The sequence below is a fragment of the Bacteroides muris (ex Fokt et al. 2023) genome, from assembly GCF_024704895.1.
Taxonomy (GTDB): domain Bacteria; phylum Bacteroidota; class Bacteroidia; order Bacteroidales; family Bacteroidaceae; genus Bacteroides; species Bacteroides muris.
The window spans coordinates 1-14,408 of sequence record NZ_JAMZEE010000063.1 but is presented as its reverse complement, the minus strand read 5'-3'; the positions used below and the strand labels follow the sequence as shown (position 1 = coordinate 14,408).

General features: G+C 41.6%; 18 protein-coding genes and 1 pseudogene. 12 read left to right on the top strand and 7 right to left on the bottom strand.

Going from position 1 to position 14,408, the window contains the following annotated elements; genetic code table 11:
* Window positions 1-38: 38 nt before the first annotated feature.
* The gene (locus M1B78_RS17315; RefSeq protein WP_257941350.1) at window positions 39-1,268 is read right to left on the bottom strand and encodes a site-specific integrase; all 1,230 of its coding nucleotides are present in this window, start codon (window positions 1,266-1,268) and stop codon (window positions 39-41) included.
* A 279-nt stretch (window positions 1,269-1,547) separates the two neighbouring features.
* Here M1B78_RS17315 and M1B78_RS17310 point away from each other — a divergent pair.
* The 3 genes and pseudogenes from M1B78_RS17310 to M1B78_RS17300 all read left to right on the top strand — a co-directional run.
* A pseudogene (locus M1B78_RS17310) lies at window positions 1,548-1,742 on the top strand (tyrosine-type recombinase/integrase); the annotation flags it as partial.
* A gap of 48 nt (window positions 1,743-1,790) precedes the next feature.
* Window positions 1,791-2,441, top strand: coding sequence for a S1 family peptidase (locus M1B78_RS17305; protein WP_229093614.1), 651 nt, complete (start codon window positions 1,791-1,793; stop codon window positions 2,439-2,441).
* Entirely contained in the window at window positions 2,438-2,884 is a 447-nt protein-coding gene (locus M1B78_RS17300) for a hypothetical protein (protein ID WP_054349893.1), read from the top strand. Before M1B78_RS17305 ends, M1B78_RS17300 begins: the two co-directional genes overlap by 4 nt.
* A 110-nt stretch (window positions 2,885-2,994) precedes the next feature.
* Here M1B78_RS17300 and M1B78_RS17295 read toward each other — a convergent pair whose 3' ends face one another.
* Both M1B78_RS17295 and M1B78_RS17290 read right to left on the bottom strand, forming a co-directional pair.
* Window positions 2,995-3,276: a helix-turn-helix domain-containing protein gene (locus tag M1B78_RS17295; RefSeq protein ID WP_257941349.1), complete on the bottom strand. Its 282-nt coding sequence runs from the start codon at window positions 3,274-3,276 to the stop codon at window positions 2,995-2,997.
* A 4-nt stretch (window positions 3,277-3,280) separates the two neighbouring features.
* On the bottom strand, window positions 3,281-3,568 hold the full coding sequence (locus M1B78_RS17290) for a helix-turn-helix domain-containing protein (protein WP_257941348.1): 288 nt from the start codon (window positions 3,566-3,568) through the stop codon (window positions 3,281-3,283).
* A gap of 339 nt (window positions 3,569-3,907) precedes the next feature.
* On the opposite strand from M1B78_RS17290, the gene M1B78_RS17285 reads away from it, so the two are divergent.
* The 6 genes from M1B78_RS17285 to M1B78_RS17260 all read left to right on the top strand — a co-directional run bounded on the left by M1B78_RS17285 (window position 3,908) and on the right by M1B78_RS17260 (window position 8,897).
* Window positions 3,908-4,216, top strand: a complete 309-nt coding sequence (locus M1B78_RS17285; RefSeq protein ID WP_257941347.1) for a helix-turn-helix domain-containing protein — start codon at window positions 3,908-3,910, stop codon at window positions 4,214-4,216.
* Window positions 4,197-5,429 carry a VapE domain-containing protein gene (locus M1B78_RS17280; RefSeq protein WP_257941346.1) on the top strand — a complete coding sequence of 411 codons (1,233 nt, stop codon included), beginning with the start codon at window positions 4,197-4,199 and terminating at the stop codon, window positions 5,427-5,429. The genes M1B78_RS17285 and M1B78_RS17280 overlap by 20 nt, the downstream gene beginning before the upstream one ends.
* A gap of 336 nt (window positions 5,430-5,765) precedes the next feature.
* Window positions 5,766-6,746, top strand: a complete 981-nt coding sequence (locus tag M1B78_RS17275; protein WP_227806044.1) for a toprim domain-containing protein — start codon at window positions 5,766-5,768, stop codon at window positions 6,744-6,746.
* A 196-nt stretch (window positions 6,747-6,942) separates the two neighbouring features.
* A complete protein-coding gene (locus tag M1B78_RS17270; RefSeq protein WP_257941352.1) occupies window positions 6,943-7,278 on the top strand; it encodes a MobC family plasmid mobilization relaxosome protein in 336 nt (111 codons plus the stop codon).
* Window positions 7,244-8,167: a relaxase/mobilization nuclease domain-containing protein gene (locus M1B78_RS17265; protein WP_257941345.1), complete on the top strand. Its 924-nt coding sequence runs from the start codon at window positions 7,244-7,246 to the stop codon at window positions 8,165-8,167. The genes M1B78_RS17270 and M1B78_RS17265 overlap by 35 nt, the downstream gene beginning before the upstream one ends.
* A 4-nt stretch (window positions 8,168-8,171) precedes the next feature.
* On the top strand, window positions 8,172-8,897 hold the full coding sequence (locus M1B78_RS17260; protein ID WP_036618159.1) for a hypothetical protein: 726 nt from the start codon (window positions 8,172-8,174) through the stop codon (window positions 8,895-8,897).
* Between the two features lie 42 nt (window positions 8,898-8,939).
* Here the strand turns inward: M1B78_RS17260 and M1B78_RS17255 are convergent, their stop codons facing one another.
* The 4 genes from M1B78_RS17255 to M1B78_RS17240 all read right to left on the bottom strand — a co-directional run bounded on the left by M1B78_RS17255 (window position 8,940) and on the right by M1B78_RS17240 (window position 10,592).
* Window positions 8,940-9,272, bottom strand: a complete 333-nt coding sequence (locus tag M1B78_RS17255; protein ID WP_036618161.1) for a helix-turn-helix domain-containing protein — start codon at window positions 9,270-9,272, stop codon at window positions 8,940-8,942.
* A gap of 130 nt (window positions 9,273-9,402) precedes the next feature.
* Complete coding sequence (locus M1B78_RS17250) at window positions 9,403-9,813, bottom strand: RteC domain-containing protein (RefSeq protein WP_276019246.1); 411 nt, start codon at window positions 9,811-9,813, stop codon at window positions 9,403-9,405.
* Window positions 9,776-10,015, bottom strand: coding sequence for a hypothetical protein (locus M1B78_RS17245; protein ID WP_007653839.1), 240 nt, complete (start codon window positions 10,013-10,015; stop codon window positions 9,776-9,778). The genes M1B78_RS17250 and M1B78_RS17245 overlap by 38 nt, the downstream gene beginning before the upstream one ends.
* A gap of 10 nt (window positions 10,016-10,025) precedes the next feature.
* Window positions 10,026-10,592, bottom strand: coding sequence for a cysteine hydrolase family protein (locus M1B78_RS17240; protein WP_257941344.1), 567 nt, complete (start codon window positions 10,590-10,592; stop codon window positions 10,026-10,028).
* Between the two features lie 128 nt (window positions 10,593-10,720).
* On the opposite strand from M1B78_RS17240, the gene M1B78_RS17235 reads away from it, so the two are divergent.
* From M1B78_RS17235 to M1B78_RS17225, 3 genes are all read left to right on the top strand, one after another.
* The gene (locus M1B78_RS17235) at window positions 10,721-11,056 is read left to right on the top strand and encodes a winged helix-turn-helix transcriptional regulator (RefSeq protein ID WP_022401675.1); all 336 of its coding nucleotides are present in this window, start codon (window positions 10,721-10,723) and stop codon (window positions 11,054-11,056) included.
* Window positions 11,057-11,101: 45 nt separating this feature from the next.
* Entirely contained in the window at window positions 11,102-12,478 is a 1,377-nt protein-coding gene (locus tag M1B78_RS17230; RefSeq protein ID WP_257941343.1) for an AlbA family DNA-binding domain-containing protein, read from the top strand.
* Window positions 12,479-12,605: 127 nt separating this feature from the next.
* Window positions 12,606-14,015 (top strand): DNA/RNA helicase domain-containing protein, encoded by a 1,410-nt coding sequence (locus M1B78_RS17225; protein ID WP_257941342.1) that lies wholly within the window; start codon window positions 12,606-12,608, stop codon window positions 14,013-14,015.
* Window positions 14,016-14,408: the final 393 nt, after the last annotated feature.

Genomic DNA, 14,408 nt, shown 5'->3' with positions numbered 1-14,408 from the left:
GTAACAATGAAAATGTGCTTCGCATATCATTTTATGTATTAAAGTGTTAATTGAAAATCCTCGGTAGCTTTGATAAACTTATCCATGTCCTCGAAAAGTTTCTTCGGGCTGACACGGGCATAGACCTGAGTGGTGGAAATATCGGAATGTCCCAACATTCGGCTGATGGTTTCTATCGGCACACCCGCTTCGAGTGTTATCAGCGAAGCAAAACTATGGCGGGCCTGATGATAACACAAGTTATCCTTGATGCCTGCCAGTGCCGCTAACGCTTTCATGTGCCGTTTCATGTTCGGGTGGTGGATTATCGGGAAAAGCGTTTCCCGTGTTTCGTCCTTGTATCTCTCAAGTAGTGCCAACGCTTCGGGAAGCAGTTTCACGCTCGCCCGATGTTCATTTTTCTTTCGGCGGTATTTCAGCCATAATGATCCGTTGTCATCCGTGTACAGGTTCTCGTCCGTGATGGAAACCACATCAGCGTATGACACACCCGTATAGCAGGCAAACAGAAAAAGGTCGCGTGCCAATATGTGCGTCTTTCGGTACGAAGGTATCTCCACATCACGGATTCTTTCGAACGATTCGCGGCTCAATGCACGTGGTGTCCTTTCTGATTGCCGGGGCAGGGCGAAATGTTGAAAATGGCATTTCTCGGAATACCCGTTTTTGTAGGCTATGCGACAGATTTTCTTTAGGATGGCAAGGTGGTGGCGTACGGTATCAATCGCATAGCCTTTCTCTTCCGTGACAAAGGCTTGATAGTCGTGGATGAACTGTTCCGTCAATTGTCCGAAAGCCAGATCCTTGACCTTGTACTTGGTTTCGATGAACTCCCCGAGCGTCAGCCGCATATAGTGATAACCGGGATAAGTCCCTTTCGCACGGTCTATGCCGATACGTGCCTTAATGTCGTCACAGATTGCATCTGTCATTTTCATGAGGGTCATCTGCGTTTCCATGCTACCTTGAAAAAGGTCTTTCACATCGATGGCGTCAAAACCAGCCTTACGGGACACAAGGCTGTCGAATGCGGCGTTTACCGCCAACAGCAGTTTTTCAATCCTGGTATTGGTTTCCACAGCTTCCTTGCTCTTGCCGTTCAGACGGCTTTCACGTGGATTCCACAATTCAGGCGTGCAGGACAGCTTGCATCCGAACTGTGCCATCGTGCGGTTCACGGTGATTCTTCCCATTATCGGGGCTTTACCCGATTTGTCCAGTCCGCTCTTTTTGAGGTAGAGCAACACCTTGAATTTTTCTACTTTCATACGCTTATATTTTTTAGTGCAAAATTACTTGCCATATAAGCGTTCCTTGATATGCAAAACACTGTGTATGAGCGCAAACAAAACGGTGAGGGTTTCTTTTCATTGCCTGCCGTTACCTATTCCCGTTTCGGTAACTGCCCGGCTAACGGTTTGGTAACTGAACAACCTCAATATTCTGTTGCTGTTTGCATTTTCTATATTTAGCAAAATACAGAAACATTGCTCATTTCAAACGATTTACGTTCTTACTTCACTTGCCAGCTTTTCCTTGCATAACCTATCACTTTCCACTGCGGCCGCCACAGTTTCGCATCGGTTATCGCACTGGCTAACAACGTATCACTACCTAACGTGGCTAAAATGTTGGGGCATTCATCCACCCGAATGACACAGCATTATGCAAAGGTATTAGACCAAACGATATTAAGGGATATGCAAGAAGTTGAAAAACAAATTAATAATTTGCATATATGAGTTTTTTCTGCTAAATTTGACAATAGAAACATTATAAATATAAAAGCCATGTTTGATTTTACACAAATAACACTTGTAATAGGGAAATACAATAAAAATACTCATGCAATTGACATGTTAGGAACCGGATTCCTTATTTCTAATGAGGGTAAAGTAGTTACAGCACGACATGTTGTAGGAAATGAAACAAATGATTTATGCGTTTTGTTACCTCATATTCCGAATATAAATGTTTATCAAGACGTAACAGACTTATCATGTCGTCCTGCCACAGCTATTATTGAAGATATAAATCCAATTACTGATTTATGCATATTAAAAACGGATTTAGGATTTAATGGCAATTTACCTCCATTGGAATCATTAGATAACATTCCTGTGGGAGAGAAAATTGGTATGTTTGGATTTCCACATTGTGTTATGGGCAGAAGAGTGTTAACATATCAAGAAACAGAAATTGGAGCTAAAATGTTATTAGAAACATCCGGAATCAAATCAAAATATGCAACGATTAATATACAAACAAGACCTGGACAATCAGGTTCTTTAGTATTTAATATTAGGACAGGGGCAATTGTTGGCTTATTAATAGGTACTTATGCGCCTGCGTCAGGAGTTATTATAGCCGGAATAAACCCTCATGAGTTAAACCAAACTTCTTATTGTATTTCTGCAAATCACATAAAAGAAATGTTATGATAGAAATAGATGATTTATCACTTAACGAGTGGTATGCTTGCCTTAAACCATATCAAAAAGTTGTTATTGAACAATTAGTATCTAAATATGGAGAAGAAAAAGCAGCCGAGGAATGGTTAACAGCGAGAGGTCCCATTCAAACAGCAACATTCGGAGGTAGTCAAACCAATACGGCAGAAGCCCAAAACTATTGGAGCAGACTAAAAGATGAATTTGACAAACTCATTTGTGGACATCCTGATTATGAAAAAGAACAAAAGAAATTTTTAGCGGCAGGAAAATCCATCGGTTTAGGAAGTGTTACTGCTCTATCAAATTGGTTATCACCAATTATAGGAATGACACCTGCCATTTTAGTTCCTGCCATTATCCTAATATTACACACTACATCCAAAATGGGAGTTAAGGCATATTGTTCTACAAAGCATTTTGTTACTGAATAGTTTTTGAATAATTAAAAAGCCAGCAACACAGTTTTCAAGAAACCGTGATTGCTGGCTTTCAATTAATCAAACAATAAATACAGAAAACAAGATTTCATGTTTTTAAGATTTCATTTCTGATAGAACCTTTCCAACAAATCCATGATGTCACTTTCCCGGTAGATGATTTTTCCCGGAAGCTGCACATACCCCAGCAGCCCCGTGTCCCTGTAATCCTGCAAAGTCCGTTTGCTGATGCAAAGCCGCTTGCACACTTCCTCGCCCGTCAGGTAGTGTTCACCGTTCAATACCGGGCGATAGTTCATTACCACGTACTCCACGTTTTCCAATACCCTGTCGAGGGAAGAAAACAGTACCAGCGTGGTATCGGAATCTTTCGTTATCAAATTCATACGCCTACTTTTTAGAATTGCCCCTTACTTGGTTAAGCAGAAATGTTTCCACGTCCGAAGCCTTGTAATAAATCTTATTGTTAATCTGCGAATAAGGCAGTTTCCCCGTGTCACGGTAGGTCTGCATCGTCCGGGATGAAACATTCAGCAAACGGCAGGTTTCGCAGTTATCCAGCCATTTGTCACGCTTCCTGCGTAAAGGCACACAGAGCGCATCCACACGCCCCACAAAATTTTCAAACCTCTGTTTCCATAGTTCAAAAGTTTTCTTTTCAATCGTCACTATTTCCATAACCGATATATTTATTCTTGTCAATACTCCGTTTTTCTTCACTGGTGCAAATATATAAGGCTGAATAATAGGTTGTTCCCCTCTGTCCGTAAATGACCTTGCGTGTCCGAAAATGTCCACCGCAAACCCAAAAACAACATGAAAGAAACGAACCGATAACAAAAAAACTGTTTTTTCTCCACTCCTTAAATAAGTAAGGTAATGAACACAAAGCCGTTTTCTATTTGCCGACATTAATTTGGTGCAGAGCGAAGCAAAGCGATTCCAAACGGCTGACGCTTTGTTTTTTACCGATTTTTCTTATTTTATTTGTGGTGCTAATTCAAAAAATAAGCACTTATGAACAATCCTTTCGAAGAAATTTTCAAACGGCTGGAGAACATCGAAAAGATGATTGCCCCGGTCACGGGCGCACAGCCCGAAGAACGGCAGGACGGAAAAGAGCCTGTGTTAGTCAAAATATCCGTTGCCAGCGGTATAACCGAGTATTCGGTCAATTACCTGTATCATTTAGCCGGCAAGGGGATGATACCGTGTGTCAAGCGTGGGCGTACTCTGCGTTTCGACATGGAGGAACTCAAAAAGTGGATGCAGCAGCAGTATGTCCCGGCTTCTAACAGACTTCCCGATGAAAAAGAAAAGAGGTGATGAAACACGGCATATCGAGGGCTGGCAGTCCAAGAACGAGCGCATCGAAAGCCTGTTGAACGTCCTGTTTGATTTCCGGTTCAACACCGTAAAGAGCCGGACGGAATACCGGGCTGCAGGCTCTTCGGACTTGTACCAGCCCGTTACGAAATTCGTTCTGAACTCGTTCAGGCGCAGGCTGGATGCGGCCGCTGGTATCGTCACCTCTGCCGAGAACATCCGTACCATACTGGAAAGCGATTTCGCAAGAAAGGTACATCCCATACGGGAATACTTCAACGCCCTGCCACTTCTTAATCCAACCGAACACGGGCATATCGGCAGGCTCCTGAACACGGTACAAGTAGCCAACCCCGGCAAATGGGAGGAATATTTCACGAAATGGCTTATCGGTGTGGTAGCCAACGCCATGAACGACACGGGGTGTCAGAACCATACCTGTTTGGTATTGACAGGGGACAAGCAGGGACAGTTCAAATCGTGGTGGCTGGACAATCTTTGCCCAACACCGCTTAAGAACTACCTGTTCACCGGGAAGATAGACCCGCAGGGCAAAGACATCCTGACACTGATAGCCGAATACCTGTTCATCAACATTGACGACCAGCTAAAGGAACTCAACAAGCAGAACGAGAACGCATTGAAGAACCTTATCACCACCCCGGCGGTAAAGTACCGCAGACCGTATGATGTTTATATAGAGGAATACCCCCACCTCGCCAGCTTCATGGCTTCGGTAAACGGCAACGAGTTCCTGACCGACCCGACAGGCAGCAGGCGTTTTTTGCCGTTCGAGGTGCTGCGCATAGACAAGCCCACGGCAGAAAGCATCCGCATGGATAACGTCTATTCCGAAATCATGTACCTGTACCGTCAGGGCGTACGCTACTGGTTCAATGATGCGGAGATTGGGAAACTGCACCTGACAAATGCGGAATTTGAGGTGCAGACAGTCGAGTTCGAGATGCTGGCACAATACTTTGAGAAGCCGACAGAGGGGGAAGAAGCCCTGTTTTTTATGATAACGGCACAAATACTGGCACGCTTACGGGATATATGCCCCATGCAACTATCCGAAAAACGGCTGGGGGAAGCGTTACGCAAAGCCGGGTTCAAACGGGTACAGAAACGTATCGACAAACAGACCTATTCGGTATATGGGTATAGGATAAAGCCTGTTCCAACATCCTGTACAAACAGCGATTACGGTTAGCACGGTCATTTTACGATTGGTTATTACTGCAACGCAGTAACTGCCATAGTAAGATATATTTTTTATTTTATAGCCTGTATATCAGATATTTAATAATAGCGCAGTAAGCAGTAAGATAAAACCACAAACTTTTGGAAAAGTTTGGGAAAAGAAAAAACGCAGGATTTATCAGGGTCATATTTCTATCTTCTTTTGAAGAAATAACTTACTTATCTTACTGCATAAGAGATAATCCACTGAAAAAAAAAGAATTATGCGCAGAAACATAGTGACTTTTCTTCTTACTGACTTCTTACTGTGCTACTGCAATTTATCAACATCAAAAAAATAAAGATTATGACCTACAAGGAAGCCAACAATATCAGTATCAAGGATTACCTGAACTCTTTAGGAATCCAGCCCGTCACGGAAAAGGGAAGCTACGGGATGTACCGCAGCCCCTTACGGGAAGACAACACGCCAAGTTTCAAGGTGGATTATAACGCTAATTTATGGTGTGACTACGGAACTGGTGAGGGCGGGACGCTCATCGACCTTGTGATGAAGCAGAACGGGTGCAACGCCTACGGTGCTATCTGCCGACTGGAACAGGGCGATACCGCCTCTTTTTCCTTTCACGGGAAAGACCTGCCCGAAAGGGACACGAAAAGGCAGGCAGCCAACCCGATAGAGATACGCAGAATACAGCCGTTACAGAATCCGGCACTCATGCACTACTTGCAGGAAAGGGGGATTCCCCCCGGAACGGCAGCCCCATACGTGCAGGAAATGTATTACCGCATCGGTGGAAAGCCTTATTTTGCGCTGGCGTTCAGGAATGATTCAGGAGGTTACGAGCTTCGCAATCCCCGTTTCAAGGGCAGCACATCGAAAGACATCACCCACATAAGGCAAAAGGGAGAGCCGAGAGATACCTGTTTCGTGTTCGAGGGCTTTATGGACTATCTTTCATTCCTCACTATCCGGCAACAGAAAAGCCCGGGTATGCCCTGTACCGACTGGCAGGACTACGTTATCCTGAACTCCACCACCAACACGGATAAAGCCTTATATCCGCTGGCTGGTTACGGGCATATACACTGTATGCTTGACAATGACGAGGCAGGCAGGAAAGCGGTTGAAGCCATAAGGCAGGAATACAAATGGCGTGTACGTGACGCATCACACCTGTACAGCGGTCACAATGACCTGAACGACTATCTGCGTAGCCTTAAAGTGAAACAATCCCAAGATTTGACAGTTACCGACAAGCCCCAGCCGGAGCAGGGCAACAGACAAAATCCGGGTGAAAAAAGAAAGAGAGGGCTAAGGATGTGACCTGCAAGGCTGGCGGCATGAACCGACGGCAGGCTGTGTGATTAGGGAGAGCAAGGTTATGTTTCGGTAGACCGAAACACCTTGCTTTGCTCATCGCAAAGAAAATTTCTCCCGTTGGTCGCAATTTTTAAGATACCACCTAAAAGCAAAAACACATGACAGGAATAAACCGGGAGGTCGCCCGGCAAAAAGCCGGATAGACAAGCAGAACCGGGTAGTCAGTACGAAACTGACCGAGTTGCAGTATTACGCCATCAGGAAGCGAGCCGGAGAAGCCGGGTTGCGTGTCAGTGAGTATGTACGGCAGGCAGTTGTTTCGGCAGAGGTCATACCCCGGCTGAACAGGCAGGATGCGGACACCATCCGCAAGCTGGCAGGGGAAGCCAACAACATCAACCAACTGGCACACCGGGCAAATGCCGGAGGTTTCGCACTGGTGGCGGTGGAACTGGTGAAACTGAAAAACAGGATTGTCGAAATTATAAACCAGTTGTCGGATGATTGGAAAAATAAAAAAGGGAAGCGGGTTTAAGGGTTGCGTAAACTATGTGTTAGGCAAGGAGCAGGCGGTTTTGCTTCATGCGGACGGGGTTCTGACTGAAAGCCGGGGCGATATAATCCGCAGCTTCTGTATGCAGACCGGGATGAATCCCGATTTGAAGAAGCCTGTCGGACATATTGCGTTAAGTTATTCGGCAGTGGATGCACCCAAATTGACAGACGAGAAGATGGTACAGCTTGTGCAGGAGTATATGCGTGAAATGAAAATCACCGATACGCAGTATATCATCGTGCGCCATCAAGACCGGGAACACCCACATGTGCATATCGTGTTCAACCGCATAGACAACAACGGCAAGACCATTTCGGACAGGAACGATATGTACCGTAACGAGCAGGTCTGCAAGAAGCTGAAAACCAAACACGGGCTTTATTTTGCTGGTGGAAAAGAACAGGTAAAGCAGCACCGCTTGAAAGAGCCGGACAAGTCGAAATACGAGATTTACACGGCTGTAAAGAATGAAATCTGGAAGTCCAAGAACTGGCGGCAGTTACAGGAGCGGTTAGCGGAAAAGGGTATTACTGTCCGGTTCAAGTACAAGGGGCAGACAAGCGAGATACAAGGTGTTTCCTTTTCCAAAGGTGAATACACGTTCAAGGGTTCGGAGATAGACCGCAGTTTCAGTTTCTCCAAGCTGGATAAATGTTTCGGGGATGCGAGGTTGAACACTACCGAAAGCAACCGACAGACGATTTCCGCACCTGTTCAGGAGCTATCGCAGACACCGGGCAAAGCCGACAGTCCGTTACTGGCAGGCTTGGGCGGTCTGTTCTCTACCCCGTCCTCTCCGGCTGATGATACGCCCGACAATCCCGGTGAAAGAAAAAGGAAGAAAAAGAAACGACACTTAAAATTGTAGGAACATGGAAGAAAATTTAATTTTGGAGGGGCTTCTCTCTATGGTTACGGAACTGAAAGAACGGCAGGAGAAGCAGGTAACGCCAGCCAGCCGGGAGGAAACGATTAACCGACTGGACGTTATCGAACAGCGCATTTCGGAAATGCAAGGTAAATCCGGCATTACTGAAAACACGGTACGGGAGATTCTAAACCAAATCGGCAGTATCGGAAAAGGGCAGTCCGAGAACCAAAAACAAGACCTTGAAGATATAAAGGGGCTTATCGTGACCTCGCACCGATATTTCAAGGAACGGTTAAAGGTGTTGTTCCCGGCTGATGATACAACGACAGGGGAAGCAATGCCCGTTTCATGGTACGGCAAACTGACATACCGGGTAACTCCCTATTTGAAACCCAAGTTCTTTCTTCTTTCAGCAGGGATAATCATTTGTCTTGTGTCGCTTGCATTGAATGTGCGGTTTATACAAAGAATGCAGCGGTTACAGGACAACGATATAAAATACCGCTATATCCTGATGAAAGGAAAGGCAGACGGCAGCAGCCTTGATTTGCTGGAAACGAGGTTCAGCAGGGAACGGGACAACGATTTCATCCGAAGCCTGACCGATTCGGTGAAAGGCTTTGAATACCGCAGCAGAAAGCAGGCGGAAGCGTTGGAACAGGCAAGGCTGTTAAACGAGCAAGCCGAGCAGCTAAGGGAGCAAGCCGACAAATTAGGCAAGCCATAAAACAAAAGCGAAGCCGAAACAGAACCGCCCCGGCTTTTTAATTCACTTCTTTTTCTTCGTGCAGTGTTCTTTCTCGAACTGGCGCAACGTGGTGACGCTGAACCGCTCCTTGATGAACTCCCGGACATCGGAAGCCTTGTAGTACACTTTTCCGCTGATTGTGAAGTACGGCAGCGCACCGATAGCCCGGTAGCGTTGCAGGGTCTTGATACTTACTTTGAACAGCAGGCACAAGTCCTGATTATCCAGCAGGTTGTCATCTTCGGGCAGCACCCTGTCGGCATTGCGCAGTACCCGTACATCCTTGCAGAGTTCTTCCAGTTTGACGTACAGTTTCTGCATCCATACGCTGAAATCGTCATTGTCTATATACATGATTGCTTCATTTTTCTGATTATACATTATGGTCTGTCAATCGATTGATGAAGCAAAGTTCAGAAAACAGGTGCAAAGAAATTATAGGGGAACTAATGGAATCCCCTATAAATAAATCGTAAGCCGTTGGTTATCTGTACCCTTTCTTGTCATGTTCCTTTTTGATAAGTTCTACCAATCCATTAAGAAACCCGGTCAGTTTGCCCGGCTTTCGTTTTATCACGTCCTCATGTTTTTGGTAACAGTCGCCTATCTTGATGTTGAACAGCCATTCAAAGGCTTTCGCCAAGTCCACCAAGTAGGCGACCTTGCCGTTCTGATACACGATGTCTTTGGAGAGGAACAAACCGCTTACCATTTCCATGATGTTGATAAGGGTTGTCTTGTCAGCGAGGTAGAGAGGGGAAAGTGGTTGTGTATTAGAATGTGTCCTGAACTGTTCGGGATATTTAATTCGTAACCTTATAATATAAATTTCTGTATTTATTATTCCTATTGCTTCATCAATAAATTGCGTAAAGGGTATTTTCCTTTTGCCCAAATTGCATACGATACAATTTGAGCTTGTTTAATCCCATTGAATAAAAACGTAATAGGACTGCATAATCCTGTTCTACTGTACTTATTTCTACTAAATAAGCAGTCAATTCATTGATAGCATCTGTCAACTCTGCAACAGATGCTTTGTGTTGAGTATATTCAGACAATAACTGAAATATGCTCAATTCAAGGATTCTTTTCATTTTCTTTAATTTAAAGTGTCGTTAAACATGATTTTATGTACTCGTCAGTCGATATAATAGTGGCATAAAATGGTGTTAATGCAGCTAAAAAAACAGCTTGTACTTTTTCTGCTTCTACCTTAAAACCTTGAAATTCTAAAGCTTTAGTAGCGCAAGCGTCCTGTATTATAGTGCATTTATATCCCAAGTCTTTAGCTGCTCTTACGGTAGCATCCACGCACATGTGTGTCATCATACCACAAATAACTACATCTGTGACATTTTTGGATCGTAACAAATTATTTAATTCTGTCTGGTAAAAACTGTTCGGAGAATGTTTAATAATTATATCTTCGTTTTTTATTGGAGTAACACTGCTATGTATTTCTGCCCCTATAGTATCAGGTAGAAAAAAAGTTGCATCCTGTCTAGATGAAATATGCCGTATATATATAACTGGTAGGGAATTTAACCTAAAATAATGTATAAGTTTTTGCGCTTTTAATACAGCATCCAAACTGCCTACCAGTGGATATAATCCACCTTCAAAATAATCATTTTGGAGGTCTATAAGAATTAATGCTTTCTGTTTTTTCATTTTTATGCTTTTAATATTTCCCACAAAGTTAAATGTTTACTATCTTTGTATCAAGTATGTACAATTTAGTATGATACAGACTAAAAGGTATCGAATATTGATTATCAAATTAATGTGCTCAAATAAAAATGAATAAGAACATTAAAAAAGATATTTGTGTGCTTGATTTTGCTTTCCAACGGATAGGAGGGAAATATAAAGGACGTATTCTTTGGGCTCTGTCAAAACATACGGTTATGCGATATGGTGAACTGAGCCGTGAAATATCCGACATAAGTACAAAGATGCTCACACAAACCTTGAGAGAGTTGGAAATGGATAATTTGATTCATCGTGAAATGTATCCCCAAGTTCCCCCAAAAGTCGAATACTCTTTAACCGAGACAGGCAAGGAGCTTATTCCATTCATTAAATATTTGGTTGATTGGGGATATAAAAAAATGGCTGAAGAAAACGAGAATTGATTAATTTTCATAATAACTAATTTTGTATCATCGTCATAAAAACTTATGCTGAATACAGAAACCATACAATCACTCATCGATAGCGGAGAAGGCTATAATGTAGAGTTCAAAGTTCGTGTTCCTTCAAAGGTTCGTGAACTAACAGAGGAAATTTGCGCTTTCGCTAATGCTGACGGAGGATATTTGCTTATCGGCGTAGATGATAACGGACAGATTATTGGTACAGGTTTGGAAAATGACAAACGTTCAGCCATTCAAGGCTCTATCAGTGAAATATCTCCGGCTCTCCATTGTGATATGTATGCGGTAAATATCGAGGATAAGACAGTTTGGGTAATTGATGTTCCGTCAGGGAAAGATAAACCTTATATATTTTCCGGTTCTATCTATGTGCGTGAGGGAGCGAACTCGCAAAAACTTCGCACAGCCGAAGAAATGCGCAGCTTCTTTCAGGAATGTAACAAAATCTTTTTCGACCATATACCCTGCCATTGGTTCAATATCTACACGGATGCGGATGAACAGATGATTAAGGATTTCCGAACAGAAGCCAAACTTAGTCCATCCACACCCGACAAACAAATATTTGAGAACTTGGAACTGTTTACCGAGAATGGAACGGCAAAGAACGGTGCAGCGATGTTCTTTGGAAAACAACCTGAACGAAAGTTTCCACACGTTGTTACAAGATGTGTTCTTTTCAAGGGAACGAATAAAGTCTATATTATAGATGACAAAACTTTCAGAGGTTCATTGTACCAACAGTATTTACAGGCTATGTCTTGGCTGGAAAGCAAACTGCAAGTAGCTTATAAAATAGAGGGAACAGGACCAAGAGAGGAAATTTGGGAAATCCCTCTGACCGTATTTAAAGAAGCTATTATAAACGCCCTGTCGCACCGTGATTACTACGAACAAGGCGCAAGCATTATGATAGAAATGTTTGAAGACCGGGTAGAGATTTCCAATCCCGGAGGACTTTTACCTGTTGTAGCTAAAGACTTTGGACACAAAAGCATGACACGTAATCCGCTAATATTCGGATTATTTACCCGTATGCACTTGGTAGAAAGAGTTGCATCCGGTATTCCCCGTATGCAAGAAGCTATGAGAGAAGCAAATCTTCCTGAACCGGAATTTCATACGGACGGGATGTTTACGGTTATATTCAAAAGAGGTATCAGTATCAAGAATGATACTGTAAATGATACTGTAAATGATACTGTAAACTCAAAAGAACAGGAAGTACTAAATATCATCAAGCAATATCCTGGACTTAATTCGTCTAAGATTGCAGGATTAATAGGCAAAAGTGTTCCGACTGCTAAACGCTACTTAAATTCTTTGGTTAGATTAGATTTGATAGAGTTTAGAGGGGCACAGAAAAATGGAGGATATTATTGGAATAGCCCAAAGAGATGAAACACCAAGTAAAAATTATCATCATATTTAAAATTAGTATTTGCAAATTTGCCCTATGAAAAGTGTCAATATTCTATCTATCATAGAAGCTTATCGAAAACTAAGTAATACACTATTCCAAAAACTTATGAATAGTTACGGAATAATCAGTGGAATAAAAGATTACGAGCTTAATGGTATAGAGTCTTTTGTGAATGAATTATTAAAAATAAAAAATAACATCACCATTGTTAACAACTATTATTTAGGATATTCAATACCACAAATTGGAAAAGAATTTGATTTACTTAGATTTGGTGATAATTATATTATCAACATAGAAATAAAAACGGAGAGTTCAATAGACAAGATATTCAAACAACAGCAAAAGAATAGATACTACCTCGAGTTCTTGGATAAGGAAGTTTATATCTATACCTATATTTTAAACGAAAATAAGCTTTATAAACTCATAATAAAAGATAGTAATAATGAAATAAAAGAAGCGACTTTTAATGAGTTGTGCAACAAGCTGTTTCTTCAAGAAGTAGTAACATTCAACAATATTGATGATTTATTTAATCCATCCGACTATTTAGTTTCTCCTTTCAATTCTCCTGAAAAATTTATGGCAGAAGGATATTTTCTTACAGTCCAACAAGAACAAATATATAATGAAATCCGAACAAAGTTATCTGACGCAACAACAAAATTCATAGCTTTAACAGGTAGTGCAGGAACAGGCAAAACATTATTGACTTATCATATAGCTAAAGAAAGCATTCGGAAAGGCGAAAAAGTACTTATTTTACATTGTGCTCCACTAAATAGTGGTCACAAGATCTTAATGGAAGAATATGGCTGGAGCATACATATGCCTAAATATGCTCCGAATACGACAGATTTTGACTTAATTATAATTGACGAAGCCCAACGAATGTATCCATATCAATTTGATAAATATATAGAAGAAGTACGCACTTTCAATAAAAAATGCATATTCTCATACGATGAAAACCAATACTTGCGTGATAATGAGAAAAATTACCATACCAAAGAAAGGATTGAAAAAGAATTATCATGTACCCCCTATAAGCTAACAGATAAAATTAGAACAAATAAAGAAATTGCATATTTTATAAGACAACTTTTCAATCTCAAAAAGAATATATCCAACATAGACTATCCCAACATTGAACTTACATATTGCAAAAATTATTTTTCTGCAAAATCATTGCTGCAAGAATTATCGAAGAAAAACTGGAAAGTGCCTAATTACACACCGGGAACGCGCTCAACCTTCCATTATGAAGCATACTTATCCGGTGATACAGAAAGTGCACATTCTGTAGTTGGTCAAGAGTTCGACAACGTTGTGATAGTCATAGATGACTCTTTTAAATATAATTCTCAAGGAGATTTAATTGCTGATAATACTTATTATTCGCAAAGACAAATGTTATATCAAATAATCACTAGGACAAGAAAAAAACTGCATATTGTAATAATTGACAATGAAGTCATGTTAGATAGATGTATAGATATTCTAAATAAATAATTTCATCGACTTACTAACAAAAATCTAAATTAAAGAATTTAATATCAGAAAATGTACTATCTTCGCATTCAGAAATCGTACCCAAGATACAAACTTGTGTTGAACAGTGCAAAGCTGTGAAAACCTTATTCAAGGGACTTACATCGTAGCAAAGATATAACTTACTGAGAGATAGTGCCATATCAAACCGTTTTCGGTTGCTGGTGGCACCACCAAAAAAACTTTCACTTTTAGAAAACCCTTGAATTAGAGATAGTTCAAGGGTTCTTTTTTTACCCTCGTTACGCATTTCATTACATATTTGTGAAGTTGGAAAAACCCTGTGGGTATGTTAAATCTACACTGTTAGTTTGCATAATCTAAAAATAAAGAATGGTATATCTCCGACTCCCC

Coding starts and splice junctions, on each gene's coding strand:
- M1B78_RS17240 (WP_257941344.1), bottom strand. CDS start 10,592: ATGAAAAAACAGAAAGCATTAATTCTTATAGACCTCCAAAATGATTAT.
- M1B78_RS17245 (WP_007653839.1), bottom strand. CDS start 10,015: ATGAAAAGAATCCTTGAATTGAGCATATTTCAGTTATTGTCTGAATAT.
- M1B78_RS17290 (WP_257941348.1), bottom strand. CDS start 3,568: ATGGAAATAGTGACGATTGAAAAGAAAACTTTTGAACTATGGAAACAG.
- M1B78_RS17280 (WP_257941346.1), top strand. CDS start 4,197: ATGAAAAAGAAAAGAGGTGATGAAACACGGCATATCGAGGGCTGGCAG.
- M1B78_RS17255 (WP_036618161.1), bottom strand. CDS start 9,272: ATGTATATAGACAATGACGATTTCAGCGTATGGATGCAGAAACTGTAC.
- M1B78_RS17315 (WP_257941350.1), bottom strand. CDS start 1,268: ATGAAAGTAGAAAAATTCAAGGTGTTGCTCTACCTCAAAAAGAGCGGA.
- M1B78_RS17230 (WP_257941343.1), top strand. CDS start 11,102: ATGCTGAATACAGAAACCATACAATCACTCATCGATAGCGGAGAAGGC.
- M1B78_RS17305 (WP_229093614.1), top strand. CDS start 1,791: ATGTTTGATTTTACACAAATAACACTTGTAATAGGGAAATACAATAAA.
- M1B78_RS17260 (WP_036618159.1), top strand. CDS start 8,172: ATGGAAGAAAATTTAATTTTGGAGGGGCTTCTCTCTATGGTTACGGAA.
- M1B78_RS17295 (WP_257941349.1), bottom strand. CDS start 3,276: ATGAATTTGATAACGAAAGATTCCGATACCACGCTGGTACTGTTTTCT.
- M1B78_RS17265 (WP_257941345.1), top strand. CDS start 7,244: ATGATTGGAAAAATAAAAAAGGGAAGCGGGTTTAAGGGTTGCGTAAAC.
- M1B78_RS17235 (WP_022401675.1), top strand. CDS start 10,721: ATGAATAAGAACATTAAAAAAGATATTTGTGTGCTTGATTTTGCTTTC.
- M1B78_RS17225 (WP_257941342.1), top strand. CDS start 12,606: ATGAATAGTTACGGAATAATCAGTGGAATAAAAGATTACGAGCTTAAT.
- M1B78_RS17275 (WP_227806044.1), top strand. CDS start 5,766: ATGACCTACAAGGAAGCCAACAATATCAGTATCAAGGATTACCTGAAC.
- M1B78_RS17285 (WP_257941347.1), top strand. CDS start 3,908: ATGAACAATCCTTTCGAAGAAATTTTCAAACGGCTGGAGAACATCGAA.
- M1B78_RS17300 (WP_054349893.1), top strand. CDS start 2,438: ATGATAGAAATAGATGATTTATCACTTAACGAGTGGTATGCTTGCCTT.